The organism is Streptomyces sp. NPDC054047 (assembly GCF_055585065.1).
The window spans coordinates 963,873-978,359 of record NZ_JBVJKV010000001.1; the positions used below are offsets into that span (position 1 = coordinate 963,873).

The window sequence follows — 14,487 nt, forward strand, 5'->3', positions numbered from 1 at the left end:
TGGCGTCAGGGTACCGCAGCGCTCACGCGGCCCGCGACGAGGTTCCACCGCGCCGCTTCGCGCCGCTCCCCGGTCCGCCGGAGGCCCGGAACCCGATCTTTGGCCAAAGGTTACTCCGCGTACCGACCTCTATCGGGGCAACACCAAGATCGCGTCGCTTTTAGATAACGACGCAATAACTCAAACCTCGTACTCACTGGTATGCGGACACTTAGCATGCGGCGATCGAGCCATTTCGGAGTCGCCCCCATGAACCCTCTGAATCCGCATCGCAAGAGCCGCACCAACCGCGCCACCCGCACGAGCCGTTCGTTCACAGCCTTCCCCGAACCGAGCAGAACCACGCGCGGAGTTCTGACCACCGCCGTACTGCTGCTCATACCCCTGCTCGTCATCGTCGGGAGCGACGCCTTCCGCGCCGCCCTCGACTTCACCACCGGCGTCCTGTCCCTGGTCTCCCTGACCGCCGCCGTCGCCTGGGGCCTGGTCGCCACCGACCGGCTCTTCCTGCACTCCCGTCAGCGACTGCTCGCCCAGGCCGTGCACCGGGCCACGGCCGTCGCATCCATCGGCTTCCTTCTGCTGCACGTCAGCGTCAAACTCGCGCTCGACCACGTGTCGCCGGTCGGCGCCCTCATCCCCTTCGGGCTCGGCTTCTCCGGCAGCGACGGGCTCATCGGCCTCGGCTCGCTCGCCGGGCTCCTGATGGTCGTCACGGGCGTCACCGGGGCCCTGCGCAGCGCCTTCGCCTCACCGGCCCAGGTCGCCTCGCGCTGGCGTGCGCTGCACATGCTCGCCTACCCCGCCTGGTGTTCGGCGCTGATACACGGCCTCTACGCGGGACGCCCGCCCAAGCCGTGGGTGATCGCCCTGTACTGCCTCTGCCTGGTCGGCGTCGCGGGTGCGGTCGCGTTGCGCGCGGCCCCGCTCCCGATCAAGCGGAAGGTCGCCGCCCGGATCCTGGCCCTTCTCGAACCCGAGGGCCGCGCGCGCAACCGGGAGGCCGTCCGCCGGGACATCGCCGAGTCGCCGCTCCCCGGGACCGCCGCCGCTCCCGGCCCTGCCCCCGAAGCCCCGTCCGGCCCGCCCCCGGTGGTCGGCATCGCGGCGGCCTACCGCGTCCTCGCCTCCACCAACCAGCCCACGGAGGTCGTCTCCAGCACCGATCCCCCGCCGCCCCGCTGGCCGGCCCCGTCCCCGCCTCCCCCGGCCGAGGCGCCGCACATCCCCTACGACCCCCCGTACGACACCCACTCCCAGGCGTACGGCTCCGAAGACACCGCCTACCGCTCCCACGACACCGCGTACGACCCGTCGTACGACGCGGCCCACGACCCCCATCCCCCGTACGAGGCGCCCTACCAAGCCCCGTACGACAGCGGCCCCGCCACCGAACCGCTGCCGCACACCTTCCAGGCGCCGAGCTCGGGCGAGCCCTGGAACGCCGCCACCGGAGGCCCCAAGTGAACGCGTCGCTGCCCGACGTCCCCGAAGTCCGCGTCGTCGGGCTTCCGCTCCTGACCTCGGGCTTCGATCTGGTCGAGCGCCTCGATCTGGCGATGCACCTGAAGGTGCACGGCCCGCTCGAACCCATGGCCGGCGAGTCGCTCGCCGGCCTGTCCGAGGCCATCTCGCTGCGCGGCAGGGGCGGGGCGGGCTTCCCCTTCGCCAAGAAGCTGCGCGCGGTCGCCGACGCGGCGATACGTCGCGGCGTGCGCCCCGTGGTCGTCGTCAACGGCAGCGAGGACGAACCCGCCTGCCGCAAGGACACCGTCTTGATCAACCGCGCACCGCACCTCATCCTCGACGGCGCTCTCCTTGCCGCCGAGGCGCTTGGCGCCCGCACTCTCGTCGTGGGCGTGACCCGGGACTCCACCGAGTCCTCGATGCTCTCGGCGCTCGCCGAGCGCGGCCTGACCAACCGGCGCGGATCGACCATTCGCGCGCGCGTGCAGCGCAATCCGGTGCGCATGGTGACCGGTGAGTCGTCCGCCCTGGTGCGCTCGGCTGACGGCGGCCCGCCGATGCCGCCGGGGCGCAAGGTGCGCACCTCGGACTCCGGGGTGGGCGGAGCGCCCACCCTGCTGTCCAACGCGGAGACCTTCGCCCAGCTCGCGGTCGCCGCCCGGATCGGCGCCGACCGCTACTGCCGCACCGGCCTGCGGGAGGAGCCCGGCACGGTGCTGCTCACCGTCTCCGGAGCCGTCGCGCGGCCCATGGTGGTCGAGGTCCCCACCGGAGTGCCCCTGCGGTACGTCCTGCAGCTGGCCGGCGCACCGCCGCTCCCCCAGGGCGTCCTGACGGGCGGCTATCACGGCAAGTGGCTCGACGCGGTCACCGCTCACGACGCGGTCGTCTCACGCGCCTCCCTGGAGGCCTGCGGCGGCGCGCTCGGCGCGGGCGCGATCCTGCCCATCGGCCCCGGCACCTGCCCGCTCGGGGAGGCGCTGCACGTGGCGAACTGGCTCGCCTCCGAGAGCGCCGGCCAGTGCGGCCCCTGCTATCTGGGGCTCCCGGCGGCGGCCCGCGGCCTCGCGGACGTCCTGGACGGCGGCGGTCCCACCGCTCTGGAGGCGCTGCGCGAGGTGACGCGGGCCGTGAAGCGCCGCGGCGCCTGCAAGCACCCGGACGGCACGGCGGCCTTCATCGAATCCACGATCTCGGCGTTCACGGACGACCTCGCCGCGCACGTCCTGGGCGGCGGCTGCGGCCGCCCTGTGGAGGGCGTCCTGCCGCTCCAGGCGGAGGCTTCCCCTGCCGAGGCCCCCAGTGGCCGCAGGCTCGCCGTCGACTGGACGCTCTGCCAGGGCCACGGACTGTGCGCGGACATCATCCCCGAGCTGATCCAGCTGGGCCCCGACGGCTTCCCCGGCGTCGCGGAAGCGTCCGTACCGCGGTACTCCGAAGCGCGTGCCGAACGTGCCGTACGCCGCTGCCCCGCGCTCGCGCTGCGCATCGAGGAGGACCCGTCCGCGCCCGCGACGCGCACGGCGCTGCCGCTCGCGCTGCCGCCGGGCCGCGGCCGTGGCCGCAGGGCGCTCGGCAGCGGACGTCAATGACCCACTAGGCCAGGGACCCACCTGGACCCGCCGGCCGGACACACGAGAGCGGGCCACCCGATCCGGGTGGCCCGCTCTCATCTGCTGTGGAGCTAAGGAGAATTGAACTCCTGACCTCCTGCATGCCATGCAGGCGCTCTACCAACTGAGCTATAGCCCCTTGCTTGTCCGCCCGGTTTCCCCGGCGGCTCCGCCAACATTACACGCTCCTCCCCGTGCTCCACCAAATCGTTTCCGGTCTGTACGGATACGGCCGGTACTGTCAGCCTTCGTGACCGTGATCGCGCTTGCCGGCGCCCGCCGCCGCGTGCCCCTCGCCGCCGGGGCGTGCCTGCTCTCCTTCACGGCCTTCTGGCTCGCGCAGCGCGCGGCGGACGTCTCGATGATCGACCTGATGGTCTACCGCGCCGAGGGCGAGACCGTCCGCGCGGGCGGCGACCTCTACGCGCTGCGCACCACCGAGGCGCATCTGCCCACCACCTACCCGCCGTTCGCCGCCCTGCTGTTCACGCCGCTGACGCTCCTGGACACGGCGGACATGCGCACGCTGGCGACGGTGGGAAACCTGCTCCTCCTGGTGGCCTTCACGCACCTCGCCCTCCGGCTCGTGGGCCCCCTCCCGAACATCGGGCACGCGCGCGTGGAGACCGCCCTGTGGGTGTCCGCGCTCGCGGTCTGGGCCGAACCGATGTGGACGACCCTGCGGTACGGCCAGGTCAATCTGCTGCTCGCCGTCCTGGTCCTGTGGGACCTGTCACGGCGCCCCGGCCACCGCTGGGCGGGCCTGGGCATCGGCATCGCGGCGGCGATCAAGCTCACTCCCGCGCTCTTCGCGGTGTTCCTGCTGCTCACCGGCGCGGCCGAGGCCGCGCGGCGCGGGCCGTGGCGTCCGCCCGTGCGCCACGCGTGCGTGGCGGCCGTCTCGTTCGCCGGCGCGACGCTGCTCGCGGCCGCCGTCCTGCCGTACGACTCGTGGCGCTTCTGGACCCGGATGGTCTTCGAGGCGGGCCGGGTCGGGCTCGCCGAGGACACCGCGAACCAGTCGCTGCGCGGGGTCCTCGCACGGCTCCTGCACACCGCTGAGCCCGGCATCCGGTGGGCGGTGGCCGCGGCGGCGGTCGGCGCGCTCGGCCTCGCGGTCGCGGTGCGCGCGGCGCTGCGCGGGGAGCGCGCCCGGGCGGCGGTGACCTGCGCGGCGACGGCGCTCCTGGTCAGCCCGGTTTCGTGGTCGCACCACTGGGTGTGGTGCGTGCCGATGGCGCTGCTCGTGTGGGACCGGGCGGTGCGCCGGGGCGGCCGGGCCCGGTGGGCGGCCACCGGAGCCGTGGCCCTCGTCTTCTGTTCGTACGCCCTGTGGTGGGTACCGCACGGCGTGGGACGGCTCGAACTCGGCCAGAATTATGGCGAGATGACGTTGTCCGCCCTCTACGTAGGGACCGCTTTCGCGTTCCTGCTGCATGGACTGCTGCTAGGAATCGGACGCCGCACCCGCCCGTGGACCGGGCGAGGTCAAGCAGTGGCGAAGGAATAGAAGCGCTTGAGCGTGCAGTGTTCGTCGAGCAGCCGGCCATAGATCGGCTCCCCTTCGAGCTCGCGGTACGTCTCGATGGGGTCGCCCTTTATGATCAGCGCCCGCGCGCACTCCTCGCACCAGTACTGGTAGTCCGGGTTGACCGGTTCCATGTCGCGGACGATCGGCGTACCACTGCCGCACCAGTCGCACTTCCGCCTGTGTGCACCCATCAATCAGCTCCAGCTGCGGCCGCAGGCCGTGCACACGTACGAGACACCGCCGTTGTCGCCGAGTACTTGGGCGACATGGGACGAACCGCAGGACGGACAGGTGAGGAGGGTGATCGCTGCGGAGGGAGCGGCAGCGCGAAACGGCGCGGCCGCTGCGATGGGGCGGTCGGCCCCATCGAGGATGCTCGCAGGCATCGCTCTCCCTCCCGTCGGGTCACAATCGGTGGTCTGGTGCGGTCCCCTTCCGGCTGTCCGATTCTGCCACGGCCTGAGCGACCCGGTCAGCGACGCAGTCGTACCAGTCCGGACACGGCGCCCAGCGCGGCCGCCCCGGCCAGGGCGTATGTGCACACCAGGAGGGCCTGTGCGGATGAATACGCCCCCGGAGCCCCTTGTGACTCAAGCCGGTTGAGAAAAAGCGCTCCGAAGCACGCGACACCGATCAGCTGGCCGAGCTGAGCGACCGTCGAGAGGAGGCCGCTGGCGTCCGCGGCGTCCTCGGGCCGCACCGTGGAGAGTGCCCGGGTGAGCGTCGGGCTGAACCCGAGGGAGAGGCCCGCGCCGATGCCCACGAAGGCCGCGTACAGCCACGGTCCGCCCTCTCCGCCGTCCCGCAGCAGCAGCCCCACCGCGACCGCCGACACCGCGGTGAGCGCGAACCCACCGGGAATCAGCGCCCGTTGGAGCGCCGCGGGCCAGCGGCGCCAGGTCAGGCCGACCGCGCCGAAGACCATCGCGGTCGGCGCGAACGTCAGACCGGCGCGCAGCGCGCTGTAGCCCAGGCCGCCCTGGACGTGCAGGGTGAGCACGAACAGGAAGCCCGCGTTGACCGCCATCACCGCGGCGATCCTCAGGACCGCGAGGCCCATGCCGGGGATGCGCAGGACCCGTGGCGCGATCAGCGGCGCCCCGCCGCCGCGGGCCAGCCGGGACTCGTACGCGCAGAAGAGCGCGAAGAACACCGCGGCCGAGCCGAGCGAGAGCCAGGACCACAGCGGCCAGCCCTCCTCCTGGCCGAGCACCAGCGGCACGGTGAGCAACGACACGGCGCCGCCGAGCAGCACGAGCCCCGGCAGATCGAGCCCACGCGCCCGCGGCCCCGGCTCCCCGGCAACCCGCTCTCCCGCCACCGGCTTCCGGACGGCGTCACGCGGCAGCACCCGCCCCGCCATGATCAGCAGGACCACCCCGACCGGCACGTTCACCAGGAACACCGGACGCCACCCCGTGCCGAACAGATCGGCGCTGACCAGGACTCCGCCGAGCACCTGCCCCGCGGCGGCCCCGACGGCGAGCACGGCCGCGTACGCGCCGAGCGCCCTCGTCCGCGCCTCCCCCGTGAAGTTGCGCTGGATCAGGCTGAGCACCTGCGGGATGAGGAGCGCCGAGCCCGCGCCCTGAAGCAGCCGGAAGGCGATCAACTCGCCCGTGCCCCGGCTGAGTCCGCAGGCGAGCGAGGCGACGGTGAAGACCGCGAGGCCGATCAGGTAGACGCGACGGTGCCCGAGGCGGTCGCCGAGCCGTGCGCCGGTGATCAGGAGCACGGCGTACGTGATGGTGTATCCGGCGATCACCAGCTGCAACCCGGCGCCCGACGCGCCCAGTTCGGTGCGGATGGTGGGCGCGGCGACATTGACGATGAAGACGTCGAGCAGCGCCATGAACTGCGCGGCGATGACGACCGCGAGCAGCCGCCCGGGGCGATTGTCGGTGCCGGGGGCTTTACTGGATTCAGAACGTGAACCAGCGGGCGGTGAACCAGCGGGATCCGCCGCGGTGGGCGGGGTGGTCGTTGTCATGGCACCGAGCGTGACGGCGAGTTGGTACGGGTAACGAGAGCCCGCTGATGCTGGTACTGGCAGCACCTGGCAAGGCTGGGGGCGTGGGCCGACGATGGGGGACGTGACGACGATGGGGACGACTCGGCAACCGGCTCAGGGGGCGGCCCAGGGGACGACTCGGCAACCGGCTCAAGGGACGGCTCAGGGGACAGCTCAAGGGACGGCTCAGCGACGGAGACCGGAGCTCGCCGCCTTCCTGCGCGGCCGCAGGGCCAGGGTGACACCGGCCGACGTGGGCATGCCGCCGGGCCTGCGCCGCCGCACACCGGGCCTGCGCCGCGAGGAGGTCGCCCAGCTCTCCGGAGTCGGCGTCACCTGGTACACGTGGCTGGAGCAGGGCCGCCCGATCAACGCGTCCGCGCAGGTCCTGGACGCCGTGGCACGCACGCTGCGCCTGGACAAGCCGGAGCGCGAGCACCTCTACCACCTGGCCGAGGTGCCGTTCGAGCCGGACCGCAGGACCGCCTCCCCCGCGGCCGTCGGCCCGGAGATCCAGGGCATCATCGACGCCCTCGACCCCCACCCGGCGGTGGTCTACAACGCGCGGTACGACATCCTCGCCACCAACCCCGCCTACCGCGACCTCTTCTTCGTCCCACAGCTGGAGGCCCTCGGCTCGCCGAACGTGCTGTGGACGCTGTTCATCGCGCCCGACCCCGTCTGCCCGCTGGTCTTCCGGGACGAGGAGCTGCCGGTGATGGTGGCGACGCTGCGCAGTTCGTACGGCCGGCACGTGGGCGAGCCCGCCTGGGAGGACTTCATACGCCGCCTGTCCGCCGCGAGCGCGCTCTTCGCCGAGCTGTGGGAGAGCGGTGACGTGGCGCCGCCAGGACCCCGTGTGAAGACGTTCCGGCACGAGGCGGTCGGCGAGCTGCGGATGACGTCGGTCTCGCTGTCCATCAACGGCATGCCGGAGTGCCGGATCGTCGCGTACACACCGAACGACGAGGAGAGCCGCAACCGTGCGGCCGCGCTTCGCGCACTCAGGCCACCGGAAACGGAAGGATCCCGCCCTCTGATGAGGACGGGATCCGAATTGTGGAGCTAAGGAGAATTGAACTCCTGACCTCCTGCATGCCATGCAGGCGCTCTACCAACTGAGCTATAGCCCCGTGTGTTCTTTCCCGCTCGGCGGGCGAACAAGAAGAACTTTAGCCTGCGACCAGCCGGAATGTGAAATCCGGGTGACGGAGCCTTTGGGGGACCCTCTCAGGCCCTCCGACCAGCGGCTCTCGCCACCCGCCCGCCCGGGGCTAATCGTCGTCGCCGAGCACCGGCTCCGGCAGCGTGCCGGCGTTGTGCTCGAGCAGGCGCCAGCCCCGCGCGCCCTGGCCGAGTACGGACCAGCAGCAGTTGGAGAGCCCGCCAAGGCCCTCCCAGTGGTGGGACTCCAGGCCGAGCAGACGGCCGATGGTGGTGCGGATCGTGCCGCCGTGGCTGACCACGACGAGCGTGCCGTCCTCCGGCAGCTTCTCGGCATGGCGCAGCACGATCGGGGCCGCCCGGTCGGCGACCTCGGTCTCCAGCTCGCCGCCACCGCGGCGCACCGGTTCACCGCGCTTCCACGCGGTGTACTGGTCGCCGAAGCGCGCGATGATCTCGTCGTGCGTCAGGCCCTGCCAGTCGCCGGCGTACGTCTCCTGGAGGCCCTGCTCGTGCGTGACCTCCAGGCCGGTGAGGGCGGCGAGCTCACTCGCGGTGGCCGCCGCCCGCTTGAGGTCGGACGCCACGATGGCGTCCGGCTTCAGCGAGGCGAGCAGCCGGGCGGCGCGCCTGGCCTGCGAGACGCCCGTGTCGGTCAGCTCGATGTCCGTGGAGCCCTGGAAGCGGCGCTCCAGGTTCCAGGCCGTCTGGCCGTGCCGCCACAGGATGATCCGGCAGCCGCGGTTGGTCACCGAAGCTCACCGTCCAGGTCGGCTGCCTCCTCCGCGGCGCGCTGCTCGGCGTGCTCGGCGGCCTTGCCGCGGGTCGCGACGGCGTCCGCGGGCAGCTCGATCTCGGGGCAGTCCTTCCACAGGCGCTCGAGGGCGTAGAAGACACGCTCCTCGCTGTGCTGGACGTGCACCACGATGTCCACGTAGTCCAGGAGGACCCAGCGGGCTTCGCGGTCGCCCTCGCGGCGCACCGGCTTGACGCCGAGCTCCTTGTTCAGCCGCTCCTCGATCTCGTCGACGATCGACTTGACCTGGCGGTCGTTGGGCGCGGACGCGAGCAGGAAGGCGTCGGTGATCGACAGCACGTCACTGACGTCGTACGCGATGATGTCGTGCGCGAGCTTGTCGGCGGCCGACTGTGCGGCTGCCTTGATGAGCTCGATGGAGCGGTCCGTGGCGGTCACTAGTGAGCTTTCCTTCAGGTGGTCAAGACACACCAAGGGTCTCACGGACCGCCGACAGCACTCCCGGCGATCGCTCGATCACCCTGTCTGCTGCGTCACCCCGCCGAAGTCTGCTGCGTCAGCCCGCCGAAAACCCCGGCCGGGAGGCTCCCGGCCGGGGTCCGTGGCGTCATCCCGCCCGGTAGTCCTGGCCGAGGACGACCGACACATCCGCGTTCGGTGCGGTCTTGCCCTTGCGGACCGCGCCGTCCGGCAGTCCGAGGGTCTTGGCGACCTCGGCGGCCTGCGTCTTCTTGTCCGCGTCGGCGTACGTGACCTGCGAGGCGGCCTGGGCCGTGGTGCCCGCGCCGCTGTCGACGAAGGTGTAGCCGCCGTTGACCAGCGTGATCCGCGCGTCCTGCCCGGCGCCCTTGCTCCCGGAGGCATTCTTGACGCCGACCCGCAGGGCCGCGCCCTTCTCCGGGCTCTTGACCGCGCCGCCGAGGACTTCCTTGACCACGTTCGCGCCGGCCTGCTGCGAGAGCGTCCCGTCCTGCCGCACCGGGAGCTGCTCCGTGGAGTAGTCGCCGCCCTTCGCACGGTCGGCGAGCTTGGCGAGGAAGGCGCCGAGGTCCTTCTCCTTGAGCGAGGGGTCCAGGATCTGCGCCAGCGACTGGACGGTGGTCGTCGCGGCCTGCGGGTCGGACGACAGCTTCCGCAGGACGCCCTGCATGACCTGCCCGAACCGCTTCAGCTGCGCGGTCTCGGTCTCGCCGGAGGCGCGGTACGTGGCGTACGCGACGGCCATCGGGCCGCTCAGGGTCTGCTGCTCGCCCTTCTTCACGAGGGGCGCCTGACCCTTCTTGGCCTTCGGGTCGGGCACATTGGCGTCCGTGTCGACGTCGATGTTGCCGACCAGCTCGACGAGGTTGTTCAGGTACGGGGTGTCGAGCCGCCAGGTGCCCTCGACCTGGGTGCCGAGCAGGGTGTCGATCGACTCGCGGGTGCCGGTCGAACCGTCGTCGTCGACCGACTTGCCGAGCGTCGTCCCCGCGCCCTCGTCGTCCGTCACGGAGAGGGAGTTGGGCAGCAGGACGGTGGTGCCGCGCTTGGTGGTGGTGTTGTTGACCAGGAGCGCCGTGGAGGTGCCGCCCCCCTTGGTGTTGTGCAGGTGGACGACGATCACGTCGCGGTTCTGCGGTCCGGCCGCCGCCGCGTCGTCGCCGGAGGCGTCGTCCGACAGGCCGGGCAGCTTGCCCGCGTACCAGAGGTAGCCGACGCCGCCCGCGATCACGAGGGCGAACACCACGATGAGCGCGACGACCCGGGAACGCCCGCGCCGCTTGGCCTCCTCGCGCCGCTCGGTGCGGCTCTCGGTGAACTTCAGCCAGTCGATGACGTCTTCGGACTCTTCGTCCGGCTCCTCGATGAAGGAGAACTGCTGGGTCTCGTAGGCGGGTTCGCGCTCGGCCTCACGCCGGGGCTCGGGCTCCGGTTCGGGGTCCGGCTTCGCCTCCGGCTGCCGCGACTGCTGCGGGATCCAGCCGGTCTGCGTCTGCTGGGGGGCCTGCTGCTGGTGGGGCTGGTGGCCCTGCTGGGGCTGGTGTTGGGGCTGGTGTTGGGGCTGCTGGTCGTACGTCCCGTAGGAACCGGAGTCGTACGAGGAGTCGTACGAAGGGTCGTACGACGGGACGGGAGCCTGCTGCCCGGTCGCGTACGGGTCGTAGCCGTAGCCCTGCGACTGCTGTTGCTGCGACTGCTGTTGCTGCTGCTGAGGCTGCTGGGCCTGTGCCCCGTACTGGTCGTACGAAGCCGAGGGCTGCACCTGCTGGTACACCGGCTGGCCGTACTCGTCGTACCCGACGACCTGGTACTGGTCAGCCGCGTACTCGCCCGCATACGGGTCGCCGCCCGCATACGGGTCGTACTGTCGGTCGTTCACCGGTGCCCCTCTCGGCTCAATCGCCGCGGTACAGCTCGCGCTTGTCGATATAACGCACCACACCGTCCGGCACCAGGTACCAGACGGGATCCCCCTTGGCGACCCGCGCACGGCAGTCCGTGGACGAGATGGCGAGGGCCGGGACCTCCACAAGGGAGACGCCGCCCTCGGGGAGCCCGGGGTCGGCCAGCGTATGGCCGGGCCGGGTGACCCCGATGAAGTGCGCCAGGGAGAACAGCTCTTCGGTGTAGCGCCAGGTGAGGATCTGGCCGAGGGCGTCGGCGCCCGTGATGAAGAAGAGGTCCGTGTCGGGATTGAGCGTGCGCAGATCGCGCAGCGTGTCCGTCGTGTAGGTCGGCCCGCCGCGGTCGATGTCGATGCGGCTCACCGAGAACCGTGGGTTCTCGGCCGTCGCGATGACCGTCATCAGATAGCGGTCCTCGGCCGGGGACACCGCCTTGTCGCTCTTCTGCCACGGCTGCCCGGTCGGCACGAACACCACCTCGTCGAGGTGGAACTGCGCGGCGACCTCCTGGGCCGCCACGAGGTGTCCGTGGTGGATCGGGTCAAACGTTCCGCCCATGACTCCGAGACGGCGCTTGCCCTTGCTGGCCGGGCCGGTACCGGGACCGGTAGGCATGTCCTGCTCTCCCATGCGTGCAGACCCTACCGGCCCGGTCGACGGGCTCTGGTTCAGCCGTCCGTTCCGTGAGATCGCTCGGCGGTGTCGCTCAGCGGTCGCGGTTGAAGCGCGTGGTGATCCACAGGAGCAGCATCAGCGCGACGAACGCGCCACCGCCGGTGATGAGAGGACTGATGCTTGCGTGCTCGTCGACGTGCTTGCCCTCGGAGGCGAGAGTGACCAGCTGGGAGGCGGTGCTGTGGAGGCTCATCGTCGGCAGGACCTATCCGGAGGTGGGCGGGACAAAGACTTACGGGCCATCGTATGCGGGGGCACCGGCCGAGCTCACGCCGACTCAGCTGTTCCGGTCGGCGACTCAGCCGTTCTGGTCGGCGACTCAGCCGTTCCGGTCGGCGCGGTCGGCCTTGTCGCCCGCGTCGCCGTCCCCGCCGGGACTGCCTTCACCGCGCCGCGCGTCCCCGCTCGGGCGCTGCGCGTCGGCACCCTGGCGGTAGCCCCGCAGCAGGAACCACGCGACGAGCACGCAGCCGACGACCATGACGATCAGCACGACGCGGAGCAGATTGCCCGCCCCCTGCTCCTTGGCGGCCAGGCCGGCCGCCTCCGTGACCCAGTGGTGGGCTGCGGCGCTGTGCTCCATGACGGCCATGACGGGCGACTCCATTCGCTGTGCTGCCCTGTCACGGTATCTCCGCCTAGGCTGGGCCCCACCTCGGGGGCATGACTGGACGAGCATGGGGGATGGGGCATGACCGACGACAACGACCACGGCCAGCGGGACGGTGGCCACGAGAACGTGCCGAGCAGGCAGCGCAGGCGCTTTCCCGGCATCTCGTCGCGGGCCTACGAACACCCGGCGGACCGGTCCGCCCTGGTGGCCCTGCGCAAGCTCAGCGGCTTCGACACCGTCTTCAAGGCGCTCAGCGGGCTGCTCCCCGAGCGGAGCCTGCGGCTGCTGTTCCTCTCCGACTCCGTACGGGTCTGCGACGCGCAGTTCGCGCACCTCAACACCATGCTGCGGGACGCCTGCTACATCCTGGACCTGGAGAAGGTCCCGCCGATGTACGTGAACCAGGACCCGAACCCGAACGCCATGTGCATCGGCCTGGACGAGCCGATCATCGTGGTGACCACGGGCCTCGTCGAGCTGCTCGACGAGGAGGAGATGCGCGCGGTCGTCGGCCACGAGGTGGGCCACGCCCTCTCCGGCCACTCGGTGTACCGCACGATATTGCTCTTCCTCACCAACCTGGCGCTCAAGGTCGCCTGGATCCCGCTCGGCAACATGGCGATCATGGCGATCGTGACCGCCCTGCGCGAGTGGTTCCGCAAGTCCGAGCTGTCGGCGGACCGTGCGGGACTCCTGGTGGGCCAGGACCTCAAGGCGTCGATGCGCGGTCTGATGAAGATCGCGGGCGGCAACCACCTGCACGAGATGAACGTCGACGCGTTCCTGGAGCAGGCCAAGGAGTACGAGGCCGGGGGCGACCTGCGCGACTCCGTCCTGAAGATCCTGAACGTGCTGCCGCGCACGCACCCCTTCACCACCGTGCGCGCCGCCGAGCTGAAGAAGTGGGCCGAGACCCGCGACTACCAGCGGATCATGGACGGCCACTATCCGCGCCGCGACGAGGACAGGGACACCTCGGTGTCGGACTCGTTCCGCCAGTCGGCGTCCAGCTACGCGGACGACGTGCGCAGCAGCAAGGACCCGCTGATGAAGCTGGTCAACGACATCGCGGGCGGCGCGGGCGACCTGGGCGGCAAGCTGCGCGGGAAGTTCACCGGGCAGGGCGGGCAGGGCGGCCGGCCCGGCGAGCAGGGCAGCGGCACCACCGAAGAGAAGTAGCCCCTCAGAGCGAGGGCTGGGCGGTCACGGAGAGCGCCCCGCACAGCGCCGTGGCATCGCCCGTCGCGTACGGGTCGGTGCCCGCGGGGCCGCCCGCCTTCGCCTTCTGCCCGGCCAGCAGCGGCCGCAGCTGGTTGGCCGCGTCCGCGGAGCAGGCGAGCGGGCCCGCCTGCATGTACGACACCAGCAGCTCGGTCTGGCGCATCCGCAGGTCGTCGCGGTCGAAGCGGAACTGCAGCTCGCGCCGGACGGTGAACAGCGAGGCCTTGACGTGCTCGCCCTTGCCCGCCGGACGCAGCGCGTAGACGAAGGTGTGGTCCGAGGTCACCTCAAGGGCGTTCTTGTCCGTCTCGGTGGCGTGCAGGGTGCCGTGCACCCGGATGCCGGGCGTGGCGAGGGCCGTCCTCGTCGGGTCGAAGCGCACCAGCCAGCCGGTGGGCGCGTGCCGGCCGTCCGCCGCCGGGTGCGCGAAGCTCTCGTCGAACTGGTCGAGCTGGTGCGGGTCGAGCAGGATGCGCGCGGAGCGCACGGCGCCGCCGGTGAGGACGTCCGGGTCGAGCGAGGACTCGACCAGGTAGTCCTTGGCGGTGGTCAGCGCGGTCATCACCTGGCTGTCCGAGAAGTGCGAGGTGCGCCGCGCCGCCGGGAGGTTGATGCCGGACGCGCCCACCCGGAACTGCGCGGCGGGGCTGTGCGCGTACAGCTCGGACGGCTTCTCGGCGCCGGGCACGGGGCCGGGCGGGGCGAGCGGTATGACCGTCATCCGCAGCGGCTCGGGGCGCTGGGCGGCCGGGGGCTGGTACGGATGGCGTACGCCCATGTAGATCGCGGTGCCGAAGGCGACGGCGATCAGCACGACGAGGATCACGGCCTGTTTGGAGAGGTGCCGGTGGCGCGCGGGCAGGCGGCGCACCGCATGCGTGTGGTCGCTCATGCGCTCCTGCGCGGAGTACTCCTGGAGCCGCGCGGCGCGGACGAACGACTCGTCGAAGACGACGGATCGGTACTCGTCCTCACCACCGGCGGGAGCACCCTCGGGGGTCCCCTCAGGTGGTTCTCCTGGCCCGCCCATACTTTCAGGGTAGGTCTCAGC

15 protein-coding genes and 2 tRNA genes are annotated in these 14,487 nt (G+C 71.5%); 5 read left to right on the forward strand and 12 right to left on the reverse strand.

Annotated elements, in window-relative coordinates; genetic code table 11:
• Nucleotides 1–249 precede the first annotated feature (249 nt).
• Both ACZ6ZP_RS04390 and ACZ6ZP_RS04395 read left to right on the forward strand, forming a co-directional pair.
• Entirely contained in the window at nucleotides 250–1,467 is a 1,218-nt protein-coding gene (locus tag ACZ6ZP_RS04390) for a cytochrome b/b6 domain-containing protein (protein WP_469405486.1), read from the forward strand.
• Nucleotides 1,464–3,059 carry an NADH-ubiquinone oxidoreductase-F iron-sulfur binding region domain-containing protein gene (locus tag ACZ6ZP_RS04395; RefSeq protein ID WP_361462381.1) on the forward strand — a complete coding sequence of 532 codons (1,596 nt, stop codon included), beginning with the start codon at nucleotides 1,464–1,466 and terminating at the stop codon, nucleotides 3,057–3,059. The genes ACZ6ZP_RS04390 and ACZ6ZP_RS04395 overlap by 4 nt, the downstream gene beginning before the upstream one ends.
• A gap of 87 nt (nucleotides 3,060–3,146) precedes the next feature.
• Here the strand turns inward: ACZ6ZP_RS04395 and ACZ6ZP_RS04400 are convergent.
• Nucleotides 3,147–3,219 (reverse strand) — tRNA-Ala (locus tag ACZ6ZP_RS04400).
• 111 nt (nucleotides 3,220–3,330) lie between these two features.
• On the opposite strand from ACZ6ZP_RS04400, the gene ACZ6ZP_RS04405 reads away from it, so the two are divergent.
• On the forward strand, nucleotides 3,331–4,590 hold the full coding sequence (locus tag ACZ6ZP_RS04405; protein WP_469405487.1) for a glycosyltransferase 87 family protein: 1,260 nt from the start codon (nucleotides 3,331–3,333) through the stop codon (nucleotides 4,588–4,590).
• Here ACZ6ZP_RS04405 and ACZ6ZP_RS04410 read toward each other — a convergent pair.
• The 3 genes from ACZ6ZP_RS04410 to ACZ6ZP_RS04420 all read right to left on the reverse strand — a co-directional run bounded on the left by ACZ6ZP_RS04410 (nucleotide 4,569) and on the right by ACZ6ZP_RS04420 (nucleotide 6,601).
• On the reverse strand, nucleotides 4,569–4,802 hold the full coding sequence (locus tag ACZ6ZP_RS04410; RefSeq protein WP_016643127.1) for a hypothetical protein: 234 nt from the start codon (nucleotides 4,800–4,802) through the stop codon (nucleotides 4,569–4,571). The two genes, ACZ6ZP_RS04405 and ACZ6ZP_RS04410, sit on opposite strands and share 22 nt — an antisense overlap.
• Nucleotides 4,803–4,805: 3 nt before the next feature.
• On the reverse strand, nucleotides 4,806–4,997 hold the full coding sequence (locus ACZ6ZP_RS04415) for a hypothetical protein (protein WP_351160483.1): 192 nt from the start codon (nucleotides 4,995–4,997) through the stop codon (nucleotides 4,806–4,808).
• 86 nt (nucleotides 4,998–5,083) lie between these two features.
• Nucleotides 5,084–6,601 carry an MFS transporter gene (locus ACZ6ZP_RS04420; protein WP_469405489.1) on the reverse strand — a complete coding sequence of 506 codons (1,518 nt, stop codon included), beginning with the start codon at nucleotides 6,599–6,601 and terminating at the stop codon, nucleotides 5,084–5,086.
• A 94-nt stretch (nucleotides 6,602–6,695) separates the two neighbouring features.
• Here ACZ6ZP_RS04420 and ACZ6ZP_RS04425 point away from each other — a divergent pair, with 94 nt between their 5' ends.
• Complete coding sequence (locus tag ACZ6ZP_RS04425; RefSeq protein WP_469405491.1) at nucleotides 6,696–7,691, forward strand: helix-turn-helix transcriptional regulator; 996 nt, start codon at nucleotides 6,696–6,698, stop codon at nucleotides 7,689–7,691.
• Here ACZ6ZP_RS04425 and ACZ6ZP_RS04430 read toward each other — a convergent pair.
• From ACZ6ZP_RS04430 to ACZ6ZP_RS04460, 7 genes are all read right to left on the reverse strand, one after another.
• Nucleotides 7,683–7,755: transfer RNA gene (locus tag ACZ6ZP_RS04430), tRNA-Ala, on the reverse strand. The genes ACZ6ZP_RS04425 and ACZ6ZP_RS04430 overlap by 9 nt on opposite strands.
• Before the next feature lie 141 nt (nucleotides 7,756–7,896).
• Nucleotides 7,897–8,538 (reverse strand): histidine phosphatase family protein, encoded by a 642-nt coding sequence (locus tag ACZ6ZP_RS04435; RefSeq protein ID WP_351160488.1) that lies wholly within the window; start codon nucleotides 8,536–8,538, stop codon nucleotides 7,897–7,899.
• The gene (gene rsfS, locus ACZ6ZP_RS04440; protein ID WP_351160491.1) at nucleotides 8,535–8,981 is read right to left on the reverse strand and encodes a ribosome silencing factor; all 447 of its coding nucleotides are present in this window, start codon (nucleotides 8,979–8,981) and stop codon (nucleotides 8,535–8,537) included. Before rsfS ends, ACZ6ZP_RS04435 begins: the two co-directional genes overlap by 4 nt.
• 169 nt (nucleotides 8,982–9,150) lie before the next feature.
• A complete protein-coding gene (locus tag ACZ6ZP_RS04445) occupies nucleotides 9,151–10,902 on the reverse strand; it encodes an LCP family protein (protein WP_469405493.1) in 1,752 nt (583 codons plus the stop codon).
• 16 nt (nucleotides 10,903–10,918) lie between these two features.
• Complete coding sequence (nadD, locus tag ACZ6ZP_RS04450) at nucleotides 10,919–11,557, reverse strand: nicotinate-nucleotide adenylyltransferase (RefSeq protein WP_351160496.1); 639 nt, start codon at nucleotides 11,555–11,557, stop codon at nucleotides 10,919–10,921.
• A 76-nt stretch (nucleotides 11,558–11,633) separates the two neighbouring features.
• Nucleotides 11,634–11,795, reverse strand: a complete 162-nt coding sequence (locus ACZ6ZP_RS04455; RefSeq protein WP_344528407.1) for a hypothetical protein — start codon at nucleotides 11,793–11,795, stop codon at nucleotides 11,634–11,636.
• 126 nt (nucleotides 11,796–11,921) lie between these two features.
• Entirely contained in the window at nucleotides 11,922–12,194 is a 273-nt protein-coding gene (locus ACZ6ZP_RS04460) for a hypothetical protein (protein WP_351160743.1), read from the reverse strand.
• Between the two features lie 99 nt (nucleotides 12,195–12,293).
• Here ACZ6ZP_RS04460 and ACZ6ZP_RS04465 point away from each other — a divergent pair, with 99 nt between their 5' ends.
• Nucleotides 12,294–13,394 (forward strand): M48 family metallopeptidase, encoded by a 1,101-nt coding sequence (locus tag ACZ6ZP_RS04465; protein ID WP_351160498.1) that lies wholly within the window; start codon nucleotides 12,294–12,296, stop codon nucleotides 13,392–13,394.
• Nucleotides 13,395–13,398: 4 nt separating this feature from the next.
• Here the strand turns inward: ACZ6ZP_RS04465 and ACZ6ZP_RS04470 are convergent, their stop codons facing one another.
• On the reverse strand, nucleotides 13,399–14,466 hold the full coding sequence (locus tag ACZ6ZP_RS04470) for an SCO2583 family membrane protein (RefSeq protein ID WP_469405496.1): 1,068 nt from the start codon (nucleotides 14,464–14,466) through the stop codon (nucleotides 13,399–13,401).
• Between the last annotated feature and the right edge of the window lie 21 nt (nucleotides 14,467–14,487).